Source organism: Phytohabitans rumicis (assembly GCF_011764445.1).
GTDB lineage: Bacteria > Actinomycetota > Actinomycetes > Mycobacteriales > Micromonosporaceae > Phytohabitans > Phytohabitans rumicis.
Genome location: NZ_BLPG01000001.1, coordinates 1,345,352 through 1,364,731, shown reverse-complemented (window position 1 = coordinate 1,364,731; position 19,380 = coordinate 1,345,352). Strand labels below are relative to the sequence as shown.

Below are 19,380 nucleotides of genomic sequence, written 5' to 3'. Positions count from 1 at the left end.
CTTCATTGAGGCCGCCCGGCAAGCGCCCCTCGACGCTGCCGCCGTGCACGCCGCAGCTCCCACCGGAGCTGCCCTTCATTGAGGCGCGCGGCGGCTCATCGGGTGAACCACAGGACGCCGTTAAGGCCGCAGCTCCCACCGGAGCTGCCCTTCATTGAGGCGTGGTCGTCGCGACCATCCGCCCGCACCGCATCGAGCCGCAGCTCCCACCGGAGCTGCCCTTCATTGAGGCACACGCGGGGCGTCGACGGCGATGATCCTCGGCCAGCCGCAGCTCCCACCGGAGCTGCCCTTCATTGAGGCGCCGCCTTCACGGGCAAGGCCGCCTACGTGCTGCGCAGCCGCAGCTCCCACCGGAGCTGCCCTTCATTGAGGCGCGGACGCCATCGTCGCTCTCGACGGACGACCCACTGCGCCGCAGCTCCCACCGGAGCTGCCCTTCATTGAGGCGGCCTGCTCGCGGGTCCAGTCGCCGTAGACGTGGCCGTCGCCGCAGCTCCCACCGGAGCTGCCCTTCATTGAGGCACCGCCGACGAAGTCTTCGGGAAAACCCTCGCCGACGCCGCAGCTCCCACCGGAGCTGCCCTTCATTGAGGCCTTTCGGGGTCGGGCAGGATGAGGTCGCGGAGTGGCCGCAGCTCCCACCGGAGCTGCCCTTCATTGAGGCTCACGCTGCGAATGCGGTCGCGGTGTCGTTCCAGCGAGCCGCAGCTCCCACCGGAGCTGCCCTTCATTGAGGCTCGGCAGCCAGACCGCGCGGGAACATCCTGGCGGCCGCAGCTCCCACCGGAGCTGCCCTTCATTGAGGCCGCGGAGCCCACCCAGGAACCCGATAACAGAATTCCGCCGCAGCTCCCACCGGAGCTGCCCTTCATTGAGGCCGGCTCGCCCAGGGCGTGTTACCGCCGAGGATGGGCCGCAGCTCCCACCGGAGCTGCCCTTCATTGAGGCAGCAGCATGGCCTCCGACGCGTCGACCACGACGCGGTAGGCCGCAGCTCCCACCGGAGCTGCCCTTCATTGAGGCAACGTCACCCCAGCCTGCGACAGGATCGGGTCGGGAGCCGCAGCTCCCACCGGAGCTGCCCTTCATTGAGGCGACGTTCCCGGGCCCCTCGGCGCCGCTACCGCTACGCTGCCGCAGCTCCCACCGGAGCTGCCCTTCATTGAGGCTCTTCGCACTCGCTTTTCAGCGCGTCCGAGGCGTTCGGGCCGCAGCTCCCACCGGAGCTGCCCTTCATTGAGGCATCGCCGCAGGTCAGGCAGGGGTGGAATATTAGCCGCAGCTCCCACCGGAGCTGCCCTTCATTGAGGCGCCACTGCTCAGCCACCCCTCACATATAGATCCGGCCGCAGCTCCCACCGGAGCTGCCCTTCATTGAGGCTTCCCGGCCGTGTTGGAGGCGCCGGCCTCCCAGCCGCAGCTCCCACCGGAGCTGCCCTTCATTGAGGCACCTACGGCTCGTGGTTCTTCCTGTTCCGAATCCTCGCCGCAGCTCCCACCGGAGCTGCCCTTCATTGAGGCACGTTGCAAAACGATGACGAGCTAAGCGGATATGACTGCCGCAGCTCCCACCGGAGCTGCCCTTCATTGAGGCACCATCAGGTGGACGGTGGCGGGTGCGCCGCAGCGGGCCGCAGCTCCCACCGGAGCTGCCCTTCATTGAGGCCTGGCCGCCGGGGTCAGACCGAGCCCGTACCCGAGCCGCAGCTCCCACCGGAGCTGCCCTTCATTGAGGCAGGTGCCGCAACCCTGCGGCTCCTTACAACGGGAGCCTCGCCGCAGCTCCCACCGGAGCTGCCCTTCATTGAGGCACGGTCGGGATCACTGGCGCGCTGACCGGCGAGCCGCAGCTCCCACCGGAGCTGCCCTTCATTGAGGCTTGCCCGGCCGGACCGTCCGGCCACCAACTGAAGGAGGCCGCAGCTCCCACCGGAGCTGCCCTTCATTGAGGCGTCGAGGCCGGCGGTGACACCGATCCGGTGACGCCGGAGGCCGCAGCTCCCACCGGAGCTGCCCTTCATTGAGGCATGTCGAGCCGGGCCATGCCCCATTGGCCGTTCCAGAGGCCGCAGCTCCCACCGGAGCTGCCCTTCATTGAGGCACGGCGCACGTCAACACCTCGTCGATCTTCGCGGATGCCGCAGCTCCCACCGGAGCTGCCCTTCATTGAGGCTGGGAAGGGCCGGACGAGACGTGCGAAGACTGCGGCGCGGCCGCAGCTCCCACCGGAGCTGCCCTTCATTGAGGCGAATCCCGGCCGTACCCAGGACTCCCCATTCCAGTCCGCCGCAGCTCCCACCGGAGCTGCCCTTCATTGAGGCCTGGACATGGTCGCGTCCCTGGTGGCGATCTACCAGCCGCAGCTCCCACCGGAGCTGCCCTTCATTGAGGCGGCGCAGCGCTGATCGGCGTGTATCTGGCCGTGTCGCCGCAGCTCCCACCGGAGCTGCCCTTCATTGAGGCGGGTTCCTGAGCCGTGGCGGACCTGAGCCGGCTGCCGCGCCGCAGCTCCCACCGGAGCTGCCCTTCATTGAGGCACGCTCATCGACGCTCCCTACGGTCCGTGTTCATGCGCCGCAGCTCCCACCGGAGCTGCCCTTCATTGAGGCCCGTTGGGGCGGATCCACACCGCCCCTGTCCAGCCGCAGCTCCCACCGGAGCTGCCCTTCATTGAGGCTTTCGGGCGCGGCGTTTGGGCCGGCGTTTTCGAGGCCGCAGCTCCCACCGGAGCTGCCCTTCATTGAGGCGCGGTAGGGCTTCAACGGGCGGAGGTAGCCGCCGCCGCAGCTCCCACCGGAGCTGCCCTTCATTGAGGCGAGTTCGACATCGTCGGCACCCTCGACGACGCCAAGCCGCAGCTCCCACCGGAGCTGCCCTTCATTGAGGCACCGGCTCGCCGGGAGCGGAGCACAACAGTGCGTCGACATGCCGCAGCTCCCACCGGAGCTGCCCTTCATTGAGGCGCGTCCGATTCGCTGATCAACGACGTGATCGACGCGCCGCAGCTCCCACCGGAGCTGCCCTTCATTGAGGCCGGGCCGGCCAGCGCGGACAGTGCTCGTGGTGCTGGGCCGCAGCTCCCACCGGAGCTGCCCTTCATTGAGGCTCATCGGCTGCCCCCTCGCCGATGTCAAGCCAGAGCCGCAGCTCCCACCGGAGCTGCCCTTCATTGAGGCCGCAGCGCCCGGTCGTCGGATGACGCGAGCACGCCGCAGCTCCCACCGGAGCTGCCCTTCATTGAGGCACGAACGCCATCACGTACTTGCCCCAACGCAGCGGGCCGCAGCTCCCACCGGAGCTGCCCTTCATTGAGGCCGTACGCCGTCTTTGCTGAAGGGGAATAGGGGATTCCCGCCGCAGCTCCCACCGGAGCTGCCCTTCATTGAGGCCCTTCCGCGCCGATCCGCTGCCGTGCGTGCGATGCTGGCCGCAGCTCCCACCGGAGCTGCCCTTCATTGAGGCCTGCGCGCAGGCGACCCGGCCAGCCCGGACACGTTGCCGCAGCTCCCACCGGAGCTGCCCTTCATTGAGGCCTGATCGGCTGCGCGGTGCTCGCCGCGCTGGCCATGCCGCAGCTCCCACCGGAGCTGCCCTTCATTGAGGCATGGAGCTGCACATGGCCGTCGAGCGCGCCGCGTTCGGGCCGCAGCTCCCACCGGAGCTGCCCTTCATTGAGGCCGCTGTCGCCGCGTGCCGGCCGGGGTGCGCGTGCCGGGCCGCAGCTCCCACCGGAGCTGCCCTTCATTGAGGCAGCCTCACCGGTCGCGTCGGGCTGCGTGGTCTTGACGCCGCAGCTCCCACCGGAGCTGCCCTTCATTGAGGCGGTATCGCCGGCTCTCCGGACGACGGCTCGGAGATGCGGGCCGCAGCTCCCACCGGAGCTGCCCTTCATTGAGGCGCGATCGACCCCTCCAGCCCGTCGGGGGACATCGTCATCGCCGCAGCTCCCACCGGAGCTGCCCTTCATTGAGGCGCGGACCGCAGGGCTGACCCCATCATGTCGGCGGGCCGCAGCTCCCACCGGAGCTGCCCTTCATTGAGGCCTGGCGTACAACAGCGCGCTGGCCAAGGAGGCCCGCCGCAGCTCCCACCGGAGCTGCCCTTCATTGAGGCTTTCAGACCACGGCTCCGGCGCGCTCGAACACGGTGTGGCCGCAGCTCCCACCGGAGCTGCCCTTCATTGAGGCCCGCGTGGCCGGCATGGCTGGCCTCCTGGTCGCCTCCGGCCGCAGCTCCCACCGGAGCTGCCCTTCATTGAGGCCCGCCGACCGTGAAGTACATGGCGGTGCTGAGGACGCCGCAGCTCCCACCGGAGCTGCCCTTCATTGAGGCGAGGCAGAGCCCGGCGCGACCCCGGACTGGACCGCCGCAGCTCCCACCGGAGCTGCCCTTCATTGAGGCAAGCTCGCGTGCGGGCCGTTGGCGTCGGCGAACGCCGCAGCTCCCACCGGAGCTGCCCTTCATTGAGGCGAGCTGCCGCCCTGCGCTCCGCCGCTGAGGATCTTCTGCCGCAGCTCCCACCGGAGCTGCCCTTCATTGAGGCGTCCATCGCCTCCTCGACGCGTTCCTCAGCCAGCAACCGCCGCAGCTCCCACCGGAGCTGCCCTTCATTGAGGCCTGCACTCCGGTCGCTCGCGCCGGCAACGCGTGGCCGCAGCTCCCACCGGAGCTGCCCTTCATTGAGGCGCCGCAGCAAGACCCACCTCAGGTCTCGCCGTCGTATCGAGCCGCAGCTCCCACCGGAGCTGCCCTTCATTGAGGCTTGGTGCGCAGCGCGGATGGTGGCACCACCTACGACGCCGCAGCTCCCACCGGAGCTGCCCTTCATTGAGGCCACGTGTTGAAGCGCGAGAAGCTCACACTCAACGTGGCCGCAGCTCCCACCGGAGCTGCCCTTCATTGAGGCTCGTCCGGCTCGACCGACCGCTCACCCATCCCCGAGCCGCAGCTCCCACCGGAGCTGCCCTTCATTGAGGCTCGTCCGGCTCGACCGACCGCTCACCCATCCCCGAGCCGCAGCTCCCACCGGAGCTGCCCTTCATTGAGGCACGTCCGGGATCTGCTCGGGCGGCGGCGGATGGAAGCCGCAGCTCCCACCGGAGCTGCCCTTCATTGAGGCACCGTGCAGTGGGTCACGAACGTGTCCGTGGCGCCGCCGCCGCAGCTCCCACCGGAGCTGCCCTTCATTGAGGCGTCGCTGAGGCCAACGGTCACGTCTGGCGCTGCGGCCGCAGCTCCCACCGGAGCTGCCCTTCATTGAGGCCCGAAGGGCGCGCGTACCCAGCACCACCCCGGCTTCCGGCCGCAGCTCCCACCGGAGCTGCCCTTCATTGAGGCGCCTCGAACACCTCGACCGCGGTCCACCGCGAGCCGCAGCTCCCACCGGAGCTGCCCTTCATTGAGGCAGGGTCGGCAGGCACCACTTCGCCACCAACCACTGGGCCGCAGCTCCCACCGGAGCTGCCCTTCATTGAGGCAGGGCGGTCCGGCCGGGGGTGGTCAGCGTGTACGGGGCCGCAGCTCCCACCGGAGCTGCCCTTCATTGAGGCAACGCGTCGGACAACGTCGGCAAATCGAAGGTAACGGGCCGCAGCTCCCACCGGAGCTGCCCTTCATTGAGGCGGGTGAGAACCGCACCACGCCGGACATCTGGCCGCCGCAGCTTCCCACCGGAGCTGCCCTTCATTGAGGCGCCGACGAGCTCGTGATGGTCCCGACCGCCTCGTACCTGCCGCAGCTCCCACCGGAGCTGCCCTTCATTGAGGCGCGCTGGGGAAGGCCGGCGTGCCGAAGGCCGCGGTGCGGGCCGCAGCTCCCACCGGAGCTGCCCTTCATTGAGGCGAAGGCGCGGCCAGGGTTTCCGCCTCGGTCACGTCGCCGCAGCTCCCACCGGAGCTGCCCTTCATTGAGGCGAAGGCGCGGCCAGGGTTTCCGCCTCGGTCACGTCGCCGCAGCTCCCACCGGAGCTGCCCTTCATTGAGGCCTGTTCAAGCGCGTCACCTGACCACATCCGCACTTGGCCGCAGCTCCCACCGGAGCTGCCCTTCATTGAGGCTCGTACGCGGACTTGTCGACGGTGCCCCAGATCTGCGCCGCAGCTCCCACCGGAGCTGCCCTTCATTGAGGCGCCACGAGCGGTGTCGTGCGCGGCGTCCACGGCGAAGGGCCGCAGCTCCCACCGGAGCTGCCCTTCATTGAGGCCAACCCGCCCAGTCCCCGGGTGTCTATCCCGGGCCCCAGGCCGCAGCTCCCACCGGAGCTGCCCTTCATTGAGGCAGGACCGGGGGGCCCTGCGGGGCCCCTTCCTCCGCCGCAGCTCCCACCGGAGCTGCCCTTCATTGAGGCTGGGCGCGGCCGTAGCTGCCGCCCTCGTAGACGAGCCGCAGCTCCCACCGGAGCTGCCCTTCATTGAGGCGGCCAGCACGAGGCCGGCTGGCTCAGCTTCTACGCCGCAGCTCCCACCGGAGCTGCCCTTCATTGAGGCAGGCCGGCGTCGAGGCATGTCTGCCAGTGCGGGGTGCCGCAGCTCCCACCGGAGCTGCCCTTCATTGAGGCGCTGTTCTTTGCTCAGGGGCCATGGTGCATTAAGGCCGGCCGCAGCTCCTACCGGAGCTGCCCTTCATTGAGGCTTGTCCGATCCGATCCGCTGGTCGATCGACAACCGGCCGCAGCTCCCACCGGAGCTGCCCTTCATTGAGGCATGTCGGCCAGCTGCGGGTACGAGGGAAGCTTCGATGCCGCAGCTCCCACCGGAGCTGCCCTTCATTGAGGCTGGACCATGCAGACCGGGCTGGCCGCCGAGAGCGCTGGCCGCAGCTCCCACCGGAGCTGCCCTTCATTGAGGCAGCGTGCTGCTCAAGCTTCCATAAAGGACTGTCGCAAGGCCGCAGCTCCCACCGGAGCTGCCCTTCATTGAGGCAGCCCGCCGCAGCACGCCAGCACCGCGAGTACGCCGCCGCAGCTCCCACCGGAGCTGCCCTTCATTGAGGCGTCCGCGCGGCCACGTCCGGGTTGATCGGCTTGCCGAGCATGCCGCAGCTCCCACCGGAGCTGCCCTTCATTGAGGCCCGAGCGGCTCCGGCGCACGGCGGAAGACCGTAAAGTCGCCGCAGCTCCCACCGGAGCTGCCCTTCATTGAGGCCTCAAGCGGCCGGCGCGTCGCCCCAGCTCTAGCCAGAAGCCGCAGCTCCCACCGGAGCTGCCCTTCATTGAGGCGACATCCCGGGCATCGATCCGTCAACGTTGCAGTAGGCCGCAGCTCCCACCGGAGCTGCCCTTCCTGGCTGGGCCGTGGACCCAGGCCGCAGCTCCCACCAGAGCTGCCCTTCATTGAGGCAGCCTGGGGGCACCGGACCAGCGGGTGCGGATGACAGCAAGCCGCAGCTCCCACCGGAGCTGCCCTTCATTGAGGCTTCGTGGTCCCGTAGCCATGTCCCACATCGTCAAGGACCTGGCCGCAGCTCCCACCGGAGCTGCCCTTCATTGAGGCAGGCCTTCCCGGATCCTGCGTGCCATCTGCCCCGACGCCGCAGCTCCCACCGGAGCTGCCCTTCATTGAGGCGCGTCGGCGGCACGCACCGCCACACCCACCGCTGCCGCAGCTCCCACCGGAGCTGCCCTTCATTGAGGCTTTGCGCGGGTCGTCGTCACCTACACCGAGAAAGGCAAGCCGCAGCTCCCACCGGAGCTGCCCTTCATTGAGGCGTGGCGTACAACAAGGCCCTCGCAGGCGAGGCGAAGGCCGGCCGCAGCTCCCACCGGAGCTGCCCTTCATTGAGGCAGATGTCGCCAACTATCCACAAAGGGGAGATCGGCAGCCGCAGCTCCCACCGGAGCTGCCCTTCATTGAGGCAGCTTGTAGGTCACGGTCGCGGTGACCGAGTGCGCCGCAGTTCCCACCGGAGCTGCCTTTCATTGAGGCTGGCTGGCCAGCTCGCTGCCGGCGGCTATGCCCAACAGGCCGCAGCTCCCACCGGAGCTGACCTTCATTGAGGCACGTCTCCGGCGAAGGTTTCGACGTACGCGACCGGCCGCAGCTCCCACCGGAGCTGCCCTTCATCGAGGGGGATGCAGAACGCGGCGGCCATCGCCTTGGCAGGCAGCCGGCGATCTGGCGGCGACAGGAGCGGGGAGGTATCTCGCCGAGGCCCAGATATGGGAGGTAAGGCGGTACGAATCGTGACACGGCGCCGTCCGCGTTCTCGACGACGCCGGGTCACGATGAAACGAGAGGGCCGGGTGGTGGAGTGCCTATCGTCCGATGACGATTTGGGCGTCGGCCGGCTGGTCATGTGGGGTTGCGGTGTCGATCTGGCCACCGACATGAACCCCCACGCATCGGCGCGTTCATGGGGCGGCGCACGTCGGGTTCCTCAGCCGTGAGAGCTGTCCGGCTGCTGCTGGCTTATCGGGCGTCGATGGCATCGAACGGCCGAAGGCGGATGCCGAGGCGCCGCCGGTGCGACCAGAAGGTCCGTCCTCGCCCCCCGTTTACCCCCCGAAAACCTCTGCGTAGGGGCGACAATCAGTGATAAGAGGCGAGCACTGAAGAACTTCGTTTGGGCAGGTCAGTGCACATAATTGACAACTAGTGATAAGTCCAGGATGGTGACGGTTGGTAACAAGGGGTCGTCGGTTCAAATCCGGCCGTCCCGACGGTGTGAGCAGGGAAAACTCTGCCACAGTGTGTCCTTTGTGGACGTTGTGTGTTAGCGGGCGCTCACGGTGATCGAGCGAGTTCCGTTGGCCCACACCGGACCAATCCGACGAAACGAGCCGAAATCGGCCGAAGGTATATCCCTTATGTCGGGTTACGTCGGCGCGCATTTGATGCGAATCAAGTGCGCCCAATGTTCGCCAGTGCCATATCGTGCCGGGGTGTCTGCTCGGGCAGCGTAGCGGCGGTCGGCGAGTAGGAGCCGAGCGTTGCCCGCTCACGGCCACCACGTCGGTGGTTCGACCGAGCCGTGCACGAGCTGCGCGGTCGAGTCCGGCGATACACCCTCAGTATCTGCCGGAACCCCTTCTTGGCAGCGTCGCCCTCAGCGACGCGCAGTCAGGTTCGGTGACAGCGGCCGCGACGGTCGTCTGGCTCCGACGACGGGGCCGGGCAGACCATGACGCCTACCCGGCCGACCGCCTGCTACGTCAGGGCAGAGGCGCTTCGACGCCCGAGAGGGCGAGCACCGGCGCGGGCAGCCGCTCGCCGCGGATCGGGATCGCGTTCAGCGCGGTGGTGAACTCGCGCAACTCGGCCGGGGTGAAGGCGAACTCCTCGGTGCCGATGTTCTCCAGCAGGTGCGAGGTGCGGGTGGCGCTCGGGATGGGCACAATCCACGGCTTCTGCGCCTGCAACCACGCCAGCGACAACTGCCCCGGCGTCGCTCCCTTGCGCACGGCCCAGTCGGACAGCAACTGCACGACCGCCATGTTCGCGGTCATGTTCTCCGGCGCGTGCCGCGGCACCCACGCCCGGAAGTCACCCTCGGCGAAGCGTGTGTAGGGGTTGATGGTGCCAGTGGTGAACCCGTATGCCAGCGGCGCCCAGCACACGAACCCGATTCCCAACTCTTCGCACAGCGGCAGGATCTGCTGCTCGGGGCCGCGCCACAGCAGGTTGTACTCGTTCTGGATCGCCGCCAGCGGTTGCACCGCGTGCGCGCGGCGTACCGTCTGCGGGCCTGGCTCGGACAGCCCCCAGTGCCGCACCTTGCCGGCCCTGATCAGGTCCTTGATCGCGTCGGCCACGTACTCGATCGGCACCTGCGGGTCGACCCGGTGCTGGTAGAGCAGGTCGATGTGGTCGGTGCGCAGGCGCTGGAGCATGCCGTCGACGGCTCGCTTGATGTGCGCGGGTTGGCTGTTGAGGCCCGGAAGCTGCTGCCCGGTGTCCGGGTCGATGTTCCAGCCGAACTTCGACGCGATCACCACCTTGTCCCGCACCCGCCGCAGGGCCTCGCCGACGATGCGTTCGGACTCGAACGGCCCGTATGCCTCGGCGGTGTCGAACAGGGTGACGCCTTGGTCGACCGCGGTGCGGATGATTTTGACCATGTCCGCGCGGCTGCTGACCGGGCCGTACAGACGGCCGGTCATGGTCTGGCAGCCCAACCCGATGCTGGAGACCTTGAGCCGGCCCAGCCGGCGGCGGCTGGTCAGTGTGGTGGCTGTTGTCGCCGGGGCACCATTGCCGGCGGGACGGCTGGACGCCTGCGCGGCCGTCGCTGGACCGACCAGGCCGGCCACCGCGGGAGCTGCCGCGACGCCGGCCGCACCCAGCAGGAACCGGCGTCGGCTGTTGTTGTCTGACATTGAGCACCTTCTCGTTGTCGCGACAGGACATGACTTGCGGCCCATGCAACCCGCGATACCGACGAACAGGGAGACTCTGCTGAAAGGGGTGCCGACAGTAACCCCCACACGTCGGGGCGGAATCCGCTTGGCGATCTTCGACCTGATACATGCACCTGCCGAGCACTCAGGAAGATGCCAGCACCACTCCGAGGGGATACTGCCGTGAGGGGTGCTGAGAGCGTCTCCCTGCGGCGAGGCCGGGCTCGTAGCGTGGAGACATGGACAACCGCAGCGAGGTACGAGACTTCCTGGTCACCCGCCGTGGCAAGGTCACCCCTGAGCAGGCGGGCCTTGCCGCACACGGCGGCACCCGCCGGGTCTCCGGGCTTCGCCGAGGCGAGGTCGCCCAGCTCGCGGGAGTCTCGGTCGAGTACTACACCCAGCTGGAGCGCGGCAACATCCGCGGCGCCTCCGACAGCGTGCTCGACGCGCTCGCCCGCGCCCTGCAGCTCGACGAGGCCGAACGGGCGCACCTGTTCGACCTGGCCCGGGCAGCCACCAACTCCAGCACCACTGTGCGCCGCAAGCCGGCCGCCCAGCGGATACGCCCCGTCGTCCAGCAGATCCTCGACAGTCAGCTCTGCCCCGCCTGGTTGAGTAACGGCCACTGCGACATCGTCGCGACCAACCGCCTCGGCCGGGCACTGAACTCGCCGCTGTTCGACAGCCCCGTCGGTCCGGCGAACCACGCCCGGTTCCGGTTCCTCGACCCACGGGCCGCGGACTACTACCGCGACTGGGACGCCACCGGTCGCGACACCGTGGCCGCTTTGCGCACGGCGGCCGGCAACAACCCGTACGACAAGGCGCTCAGCGACCTGATCGGCGAGCTGGCCACCCGCAGCGAGGAGTTCCGCACCCGCTGGGCCACCCACGACGTCCGCCTGCACCGCACCGGCATCAAACGCCTGCACCACCCGATCGCCGGCGATCTGGACCTGGCCTACGAAGCCCTCGAACTGCCGTCCGACCCAGGACTGGCCCTGCTGATCTTCACCGCCGAACCCGGCTCACCCTCCCAGCAAGCGCTCGACCTGCTCGCGAGCTGGGCCGCCACCGAGGCACAACACGTCTCGCCCTGATCTTCAGCACATCCCGCTCCGGCACACGCCCACCCGAGGTGCCCGCCATCACCCGTTGCCCGAAAGGTCTGCCCCGAAGCTGACGGCGGTCGGCACCGCAGGGATGCGCGATAGTAGGAGTCGATATGAGCCCTAGCAGCGACGCCAATGCCCCGCTCGTCGAGGCGCACCGCGCAATGTACCGCGGCATGCTCGAGCGAGACACCGATCTGCTCGACGACCTGCTGGATGGCGGTTACACGCTCACCCATCTGACCGGATACCAGCAGTCGAAGACGGAATGGTTGCAGCAGATCGACTCGGGCGAGATGCGGTACCACTCGTGGCGGGAACGGAGCACCTCAGTCGAGGTCACCGACGAGACAGCCGTCGTGGTCGGCAGGAATGTCGTCGACGCCACCATCTGGGGCAGCCGCGCCACCTGGAACTTGCAGCTGACCACCACCTACGAGCGTCGTACCGGCGAGTGGATCGCGTTACAAACGGTCGCGACGACCTTCTGATGTCGTTGGGGTTCCTGTCAGTACCTCTCACAGCAGTGGCTCCTACTGCGGGTGGACCTGTGGGTCGCTTCGCGTGGATAGGACTTCTCGTCAACCTCTTCATCCCGGGTGCGCGCATGCGAGCCGGGGGCGCGGCAACGCGCCCCCGGCTCGCCCGGAGATGGTGAGCGTGCGTCAGTTCAGCGTCGTGGTGTCGATGACGAACCGGTACCGCACGTCGGAGGCCAGCACCCGTTCGTACGCCTCGTTGATCTTTTCGGCAGGGATGGCTTCGATGTCGGCACTGATGCCGTGTTCGGCGCAGAAGTCGAGCATTTCCTGGGTCTCGCGGATGCCGCCGATCAGCGAACCGGCATAGGAGCGGCGGACCATGATCAGGGAGAACACGTTCAGCGACAGCGGCTCGGCGGGGGCGCCGACGTTGACCAGGGCGCCGTCCAGGGCCAGTAGGCCCAGGTACGCGTCCAGGTCAACCTTCGCGCTGACCGTGTTCACGATCAGGTCGAAGGTGCCGGCGAGTTCCTCGAACGTTTGCGGGTCACTGGTGGCGTGGTAGTGATGGGCTCCCAGCCGCAGGCCGTCGTCTTGCTTCTTGAGCGACTGCGACAGCACGGTTACCTCGGCACCCATCGCGCGGGCGAACTTGACGGCCAGGTGCCCGAGCCCGCCGAGGCCGATGACCGCGACCTTCGTGCCGGGCCTGGCACCCCAGCGGCGCAGTGGCGAGTATGTGGTGATGCCGGCGCACAGCAGCGGGGCGGCGGCGTCGAGCGCGAGACCGTCGGGGATCTTGAGAACGAAGTCCTCGGTGACCACGATGTGGGTGGAGTAGCCGCCCTGCGTGGGGAGGCCGTCATTGTCGATCGAGCCGAAGGTGAGGGTGCTGCCGTTCAGGCAGAACTGCTCCTCACCCTTGCGACAGTTGACGCAATCGCCGCAGGAGTCGACCATGCAGCCCACCCCGACCTGATCGCCGACGGAGTGCTTGGTGACCTCGGAACCAATTGAGGTGACGATCCCGACGATCTCGTGACCCGGGACGACGGGATACGTCGTCATGCCCCATTCGTCGCCGGCGGTGTGGATGTCGGAGTGGCAGATGCCACAGAACTTGATCTCGATGAGCACGTCGTGCGGGCCTACGTCACGCCGTTCGATGGTGATTGGGTGCAGCGGCTCGCTCGCCGAGGTGGCGGCGAAGGCGTTGACGGTGAACATGTTTTCCTTTGCGAGAGTCAGCGGGGTACGAGTTTGATCGTTGCGGCGCGGGAGTCGGGGTTGACGACGAAGTCGACGTCCTTGTCGACGCCGCCGGCTCGGATGTGGCCCTCGTGGCGGGTTTGCGTGCCGCGGAACCAGACGCCGGCGCGGCCGTACATGGACGCACGTACAGTTCGTCGCCGGCGCGTACCACCCACATGGTCACCGGGCGGCGCAGACTGCCATCGTCTCGTCGGGAGGCGAGCTGTCCAGGTACTCATCGGACGCCTCCTTCCTCATGCGCGGACCGAAAATCCCTCCGACACCCATGCAACACGCAACAGGACTGGCGTGGGAGATCCTGCTGTTCCAGGTACTGGCAGTACCTCTCACACCGGTCATGTTTGTGCGTCGGGAGTGGATGCGGTCGTGAGTGTCAGCTGCGGCTGCTGGGGCAGCGACGGCTCAAGGGCAGGTGTCCGGCGGGCGATCAGTGTGAGTACGGCTGCCAGCGCCAGCGCGAGTAGGACGCTGCCTACGGTGAGCGCGGTGGCGACGTGCCGGGCGAGGGTGGCGTCGGCGCCGCCCGGGTCGGTGCCGGCGGTGGACGCGACCGCGACCAGGATGCCGAGGCCGAGCGAGCCGCCGAGCTGGTGCGCGACGTTGACCAGCCCGGAGGCGGCACCGGCGTCGTTCGGGGCGACGCCGGCGATGCCGGCGGCGGTCAGCGGCCCGAACGCCATGCCCTGCCCGACGCCGATGAGCACCATGGGTAGCGCGACCGCGGTCAGGTACGGGCTGCCGGCGTCGAGGCGGCTGAGCCACGCCATCCCGAGCACGGTGACGGCGATGCCGGCCGCGAGGAGCGTGGTGTTGCCGAACCGCCGGGTCAGGCGGGGCACGGCGAGCGCTACCACGAAGTTGACCAGTGTCATGGGTAGGAACGCGAGTCCCGCCTGGAGCGGGGTGTAGCCGAGGACCTGTTGGAGGAACTGCGTGGTGAAGAAGAAGTAGCCGACCATCGCGCCGAGGAACAGCAGCCGTGCAAGGTAGGCGCCGGAGCGTTCCCTGCTGGCGAACAGCCGCAGCGGCATGATCGGCTGCCGGGCCCGCCACTCGTTAAGGACGAACACCACGGCCAATACCGCGCCGGAGATGACCGCCGCGACGGTTAGGCCGTCGCTCCAGCCGGCCTCGGCGGAGCGGACGAAGCCGTACACCAGCGCGGTCATGCCCAGCGTGGAGGTCAGGGCGCCGAAGACGTCCAAGCGGCCCGGGTTGTGTTCGGTCTCGGTCAGGTAGCGTCGGGCGGCGACCAGCATGGCGGCGCCGATGGGTAGGTTGATGAAGAACCCGTACCGCCAGGACAGGAAGCCGGTCAGGACGCCGCCGAGTACGAGGCCGACGCTGGCTCCGACGCCGGCGACGGCGCCGTAGGCAGCCACCGCACGGGTGCGCTCGGGGCCGTCCGGGAAGCTCGCGGTCAACAGGGCCAGCGTCGACGGCGCCAGTGCTGCCGCGCCGACCCCTTGCAGCACGCGGCCGGCGAGCAGCCATACCGCCGACGGCGCGGCGCCGACCACGAGCGAGGCGAGGGTGAACAGCACCAGACCGAGGATGAACACGCGGCGCCTGCCGATGATGTCGCCGGCGCGGGCGCCGAGCAGCAGCAGACCACCGAACACGAGCGTGTAGGCGCTCTGCACCCAGGACAGGCCGGCGGTGGAGAAGCCGAGGTCTTCGCGGATCCGCGGCAGCGCCGTGATCACCACTGAGATGTCCAAGACGATCATCAGGTAGCTGACCAAGATGATCGCCAGAACAGCCGTCGGATGCGAGCGGACACCAACGGGATGATCGTCGCGACCAGGCACCGGGGATCCCTTCTTCGGAAGCGTTACGGACGGAACCCTTGTCATAGCGTCGTTACGGTCTGCTTACTCGTCGGCTTTGGTCGGGGCACACCGGTTGTCCGGTCGCGGGATTACGGCGCGGGTCATCGTCGCCGGCGCAGAAGTCGAGCGGGCGTCGGTGCGGGAGATCCTGTCGTTCCAGGTACTGGCAGAACCCGTTACCTGCCCTGGGTTGGCCCGCGCCGATAGGGTTAGTCGATCACCTCGCGTCGGGACAGGCGGACCTCTTCGTGGTCCAGTTGGTTCTGTACCTGGCGCAGCACGGTGTCGTCGATGCGGCGCTCGTCGCGCAGCCGGACTACGGTGGTTCGTTTGTGAGCCAGCACGGCCAGGCGCAGCGCGGCGTATTGCTGTTCGTGCCGCAGGACCGGCTCGTCGTCGATGCCGGCATCGTTGGCGCGCAGGACCCGCAGATGTTCCTCGTACTCCCGGTACAGCCGGTCGACCACCTGCGGCTCGGCGCCGTGTTCGGCGGCGAGCCGCGGTATCGCGGCCAGCGCCTCCTCCGTGGCGAGACACTCGGCGAGGTGGCGCTCCTGCTCAACCGCCGTGTCGTGGGGCAGCCGGGCCCAGCGGACCATGACCGGTAGCAGTAGTCCCTGCCCCACCAGGGTCACCGCGATGACCCCGCAGGTCACGAAGATGATCATGTCGCGGCCTGGGAACGGCTCACCCGAGTCGAGCGCCAGCGGCACCGCGAGCGCCGCGGCCAGTGACACCGCACCGCGGAAGCCGGCCACGGCGCTGACCACCCGGGTCCGGGCACCTGTCCGCAGGAGGCGTTGCTGGGGTCGCCGGTCCAGTAGCCGGATCAGGTACGGCGCGGTGAATACGAACGCGAAGCGCACACCGATCACGACCGCCGAGGCGACACCCACCCCGGCCAGGCCACGGGTGAGGTCGGCGGCGCTCAGGCCGCGGACCGCTGCCTGCGCCTCCAACCCCACCAGGACGAACAGCGCGCCGTTGAGCACGAAGGTGGACAGCGACCAGAACGCCTGACCGTACTGGCGGGTGTCGGCCCGCACCACGCGCGGCACGGCTTGGCTGATCATCAGCCCGCACACCACCACCGCGAGGACGCCCGAGGCGTGGACCACCTCGGCCAGCAGGAAAGCGGTGAACGGGGTCACGAGGCTCACCAGGTTGCCCAGTAGCGGGTCGTCGACCCGGCGGCGTGCCCACACTCCGCCCAGGCGGTTGCCAGCCCGGTTGCCACGCCGCCGCCGTATGAGAGCAGGAACAGCCAGGAGACGTGCGGCACGCTGAATCGTTCTTCGCCGATCGTGACGCCGACCGCCAGGCCGTAGATGACCAGGGCGGTGCCGTCGTTGACCAGGCTCTCGGCGCGCAGCAGGGTGACGGTGCGGCGCGGCAGTGCCCGGGCGAGCACCCCTACGGCGGTCGCGTCGGTCGGTGCTACGGCGGCACCGAGCACCCACGCCGGTCCCCAGGGCAGTCCCAGCGCGTGCGCCACGACCGCCACCGCCGCGGCCGTCGCGATCACCAGCACCGTGCTCATCAGCACGATGCCACGCAGGTAGCTGCGGATCTCTCGCAGCGACGTGGTTAGGCTCTCCCAGTACAGCAGCGCTGGTAGGAACAGCAGCAGCATCGCCTCCGGCGGCAGGTGTACGCCGCGCAGCGCTGGCGCGAAGCCCAGCAGCACGCCGCACACCAGCAGCACCACCGGTGGGGCGATCCGCAGGCGGCGTGCCACGAGGTGGCTCAGCAGCATGGTCACACCGAGGACCACGACGAGCTCGAGACCGAGCAACCTTCACCTCTCTACTCAAAGCGATGCTTTCACTGTTATTTCTGGCAAATCGACCATACCGACCAGTGTGGGTGTCCACATGCGGGTGGCTACCTATGAGACCCCATCCCGGAACCCGCGAGGGAGTTTCTGGTGTTCCGGGTACTGACAGGACCTCCCACCGGCGGTTGCGCGCCCCTACCGTCGAAACCGTGGACACCCGCGACGAGATCCGTGACTTCCTGACTTCCCGCCGGGCCAAGATCACTCCGGACCAGGTGGGGCTGCCCGTCTACGGCGGCAACCGGCGGGTGGCCGGGCTGCGCCGGGAGGAGGTCGCCATGCTGGCCGGGGTCAGCGTCGACTACTACACCCGGCTGGAGCGCGGCAACGTCCGCGGCGTGTCCGACAGCGTGCTTGAGGCACTGGCCCGCGCGCTGCGTCTTGACGAGGCCGAACGCACGCACCTGTTCGACCTGGTCCACGCGGCGAACACCAGCACCGCACGGACACGGCGCCGGCCGACCAAGCAGCGGCAGGTGCGTCCTAGCGTCCAACGCATCCTGGACGCGATGACCGGCGCACCGGCGTACGTGCGCAACGGGCGCCTGGACATCCTGGCCACCAACCGGCTCGCCGCGGCGCTGTTCGCGCCGATATTCGCCGACCCGGTCCGACCGGCCAACCCGGCCCGGTTCCTGTTTCTGCACCCGGATTCGGCCGAGTTCTACCTCGACTGGGAACGTCTGGCGCACGATACGGTCGCGGCACTGCGTTCCGAAGCCGGGCAGCACCCGTACGACCGCGCGTTGTCCGACCTCATCGGCGAGCTGTCCACCCGCAGTGACACCTTCCGGCAGCTGTGGGCGGCGCACAACGTGCGCCACCACCGCACCGGCCTCAAACACCTCCACCACCCGACGGTCGGCGACCTGCACCTGACCTACGAGGCCATGGAACTGACCGCCGACCCAGGGTTGACGCTCATCACATACACCGCCGAACCGGGCTCCCCATCCCAGGATGCGCTGAACCTCCTCGCGAGCTGGGCGGCAACCCTCGACCAGGCCCAGGCGACCGAGAGCGCCGACCAGGCATAGCAACGCATCGCAAACACGGGAGAGACCAATGCAGCTGCCGGCTCCGATTCTCGCCCGGACGGGCGTGGAAACGTCGCCCCGCTGACCCGGCTGCGTCTGCTCATCGGCTGGTTACCGACGCGGGACAAACCCGCGTGACCTTGACGATGCGTCGCGCATGTGCAGGTGACGGCAGATCTGGAGAACTGATGGATGTGATGAGCAAGCACCATCCGCGCCGCGCGTTCCTGCGCAGCGCGCTGCTCGGTGCCGCCGGGACGGCGGCGGGCACAGTACTGGGCGCCTGCACCGATTCCCCGGCGGTTTCCCCTACGGCTTCGCCGCCGGCTGACAGCGAGTCCCGCACCGCCCCGGTTCCCTCTTCCTCCGCGGGAGGCACCGTGCTGCTGGCCTACTTCTCCCGTGCCGGGGAGAACTACTTCAACGGAGGTCGCAAGCGACTAAGCGTCGGTAACACCGAGGTGGTAGCGGGAATGATTAGCCGGCTCATCGGCTGCGACGTGCACCGCATCGAGGCCGCCGACCCGTACCCGGACGACTACGACCCGACGGTCGAGCGCAATGTGCGCGAGCAGGAAGCGAACGCCCGGCCGGCCATCACGAACCCGCTGACATCGGTCGAACGCTACGACACGGTGGTGCTGGGCAGCCCGATCTGGAACGTCCGAGCACCCATGATCATGACTACGTTCGTCGAGGGCTTGGACTTCGCGGGCAAGACGGTCCACCCGCTCACCACGTACGCGATGAGCGGTCTGGGAACCACCGAGCGTGACTATGCCGCGTCATGTTCTGGCGCGACGCTCGGGGAGGGTCTCGCCGTGCGCGGCGAGGAGGTCGCCGACGCCCAGCCGACCGTCGAGGCGTGGCTGCGCCGGATCGGGCTGCTCGCCCGCTGAGCCGTGAGGAGGCAGCGGGTGCAGCACCGTGTTGTTGCGGCGAGGGGGTCCTGCTGTTACCCCTTTCAACAGAAACTCTCTGAAATCGGGACAGCGATGTTTTGCTGGTGTGGGCCGGCCGCCGCGGACATGATCGGGCTCGATCGGGGGCATGGCGGAAAGCGAAGAGGGAGACGCTGTGGCACACGAATCGACGACGACGTCCTGGACGAGCGGCGAGCTGATGCAGATCGGTCGCGCGGAGGAGCTGGAACTCGCGTCGCTGCGAGAACACGGCACGCTGCGCCCCTACGTGACGATGTGGGTCGTGCGCGCCGGCGACGAGCTCTACGTCCGCTCGGCCCGCGGCCCTGCCAATCCCTGGTTCGTCCACGCACGGCGCAGCGGCGCGGGCCGCATCCGGGCCGGCGGCCTGGAGCGCGACGTGATCTTCTCCGAGGCCGCCCCGGACGTCCACGCCGACATCGACGCTGCCTACCACGCCAAGTACGACCGGTACGGGCCCACCATCGTGGGCTCCGTGGTGGGGAGAAGGCCAGCACGGTCACCATCCGCCTGCTGCCCCGAAACT

General features: G+C 68.5%; 9 protein-coding genes, 2 pseudogenes and 1 CRISPR repeat array (1 of these 12 running past the window's edge). Of the genes and pseudogenes, 5 read left to right on the top strand and 6 right to left on the bottom strand.

Annotated elements, in window-relative coordinates:
- Positions 1-8,068: direct repeats of the CRISPR family, unit length 36 nt; unit sequence GCCGCAGCTCCCACCGGAGCTGCCCTTCATTGAGGC (it extends 167 nt beyond the left edge of the window).
- 1,082 nt (positions 8,069-9,150) lie between these two features.
- A complete protein-coding gene (locus Prum_RS05565) occupies positions 9,151-10,314 on the bottom strand; it encodes an aldo/keto reductase (protein WP_173074531.1) in 1,164 nt (387 codons plus the stop codon).
- A 260-nt stretch (positions 10,315-10,574) separates the two neighbouring features.
- Between Prum_RS05565 and Prum_RS05560 the strand changes: the two genes are divergently transcribed.
- Positions 10,575-11,438 (top strand): helix-turn-helix transcriptional regulator, encoded by an 864-nt coding sequence (locus Prum_RS05560; RefSeq protein ID WP_173074529.1) that lies wholly within the window; start codon positions 10,575-10,577, stop codon positions 11,436-11,438.
- Between the two features lie 125 nt (positions 11,439-11,563).
- On the top strand, positions 11,564-11,941 hold the full coding sequence (locus Prum_RS05555) for a nuclear transport factor 2 family protein (protein WP_173074527.1): 378 nt from the start codon (positions 11,564-11,566) through the stop codon (positions 11,939-11,941).
- 174 nt (positions 11,942-12,115) lie between these two features.
- On the opposite strand, the gene Prum_RS05550 is transcribed toward Prum_RS05555, so the two are convergent.
- The 5 genes and pseudogenes from Prum_RS05550 to Prum_RS53570 form a co-directional block, all read right to left on the bottom strand.
- A complete protein-coding gene (locus tag Prum_RS05550) occupies positions 12,116-13,159 on the bottom strand; it encodes an NAD(P)-dependent alcohol dehydrogenase (RefSeq protein WP_173074526.1) in 1,044 nt (347 codons plus the stop codon).
- Between the two features lie 17 nt (positions 13,160-13,176).
- Positions 13,177-13,361, bottom strand: a pseudogene (locus tag Prum_RS50980) (DUF2255 family protein).
- Between the two features lie 178 nt (positions 13,362-13,539).
- Complete coding sequence (locus Prum_RS05540) at positions 13,540-15,015, bottom strand: MFS transporter (RefSeq protein ID WP_281368845.1); 1,476 nt, start codon at positions 15,013-15,015, stop codon at positions 13,540-13,542.
- Between the two features lie 230 nt (positions 15,016-15,245).
- Positions 15,246-16,241, bottom strand: a complete 996-nt coding sequence (locus Prum_RS53575) for a cation:proton antiporter domain-containing protein (protein WP_281368844.1) — start codon at positions 16,239-16,241, stop codon at positions 15,246-15,248.
- Entirely contained in the window at positions 16,193-16,831 is a 639-nt protein-coding gene (locus tag Prum_RS53570) for a cation:proton antiporter domain-containing protein (protein WP_281368843.1), read from the bottom strand. The genes Prum_RS53575 and Prum_RS53570 overlap by 49 nt, the downstream gene beginning before the upstream one ends.
- A gap of 191 nt (positions 16,832-17,022) precedes the next feature.
- Here Prum_RS53570 and Prum_RS05530 point away from each other — a divergent pair, with 191 nt between their 5' ends.
- From Prum_RS05530 to Prum_RS54925, 3 genes and pseudogenes are all read left to right on the top strand, one after another.
- Positions 17,023-17,910 carry a helix-turn-helix transcriptional regulator gene (locus Prum_RS05530; RefSeq protein ID WP_173074522.1) on the top strand — a complete coding sequence of 296 codons (888 nt, stop codon included), beginning with the start codon at positions 17,023-17,025 and terminating at the stop codon, positions 17,908-17,910.
- Positions 17,911-18,107: 197 nt separating this feature from the next.
- Entirely contained in the window at positions 18,108-18,809 is a 702-nt protein-coding gene (locus Prum_RS05525) for a flavodoxin (RefSeq protein WP_173074520.1), read from the top strand.
- A gap of 151 nt (positions 18,810-18,960) precedes the next feature.
- Positions 18,961-19,287 (top strand): annotated as a pseudogene (locus Prum_RS54925) (DUF2255 family protein); the annotation flags it as partial.
- Positions 19,288-19,380: the final 93 nt, after the last annotated feature.

Bases quoted from the DNA above. Each gene is read 5' to 3' on its own strand.
- Prum_RS05555 (WP_173074527.1), top strand. From the start codon at position 11,564: ATGAGCCCTAGCAGCGACGCCAATGCCCCGCTCGTCGAGGCGCACCGC.
- Prum_RS05550 (WP_173074526.1), bottom strand. From the start codon at position 13,159: ATGTTCACCGTCAACGCCTTCGCCGCCACCTCGGCGAGCGAGCCGCTG.
- Prum_RS05525 (WP_173074520.1), top strand. From the start codon at position 18,108: ATGAGCAAGCACCATCCGCGCCGCGCGTTCCTGCGCAGCGCGCTGCTC.
- Prum_RS05565 (WP_173074531.1), bottom strand. From the start codon at position 10,314: ATGTCAGACAACAACAGCCGACGCCGGTTCCTGCTGGGTGCGGCCGGC.
- Prum_RS05560 (WP_173074529.1), top strand. From the start codon at position 10,575: ATGGACAACCGCAGCGAGGTACGAGACTTCCTGGTCACCCGCCGTGGC.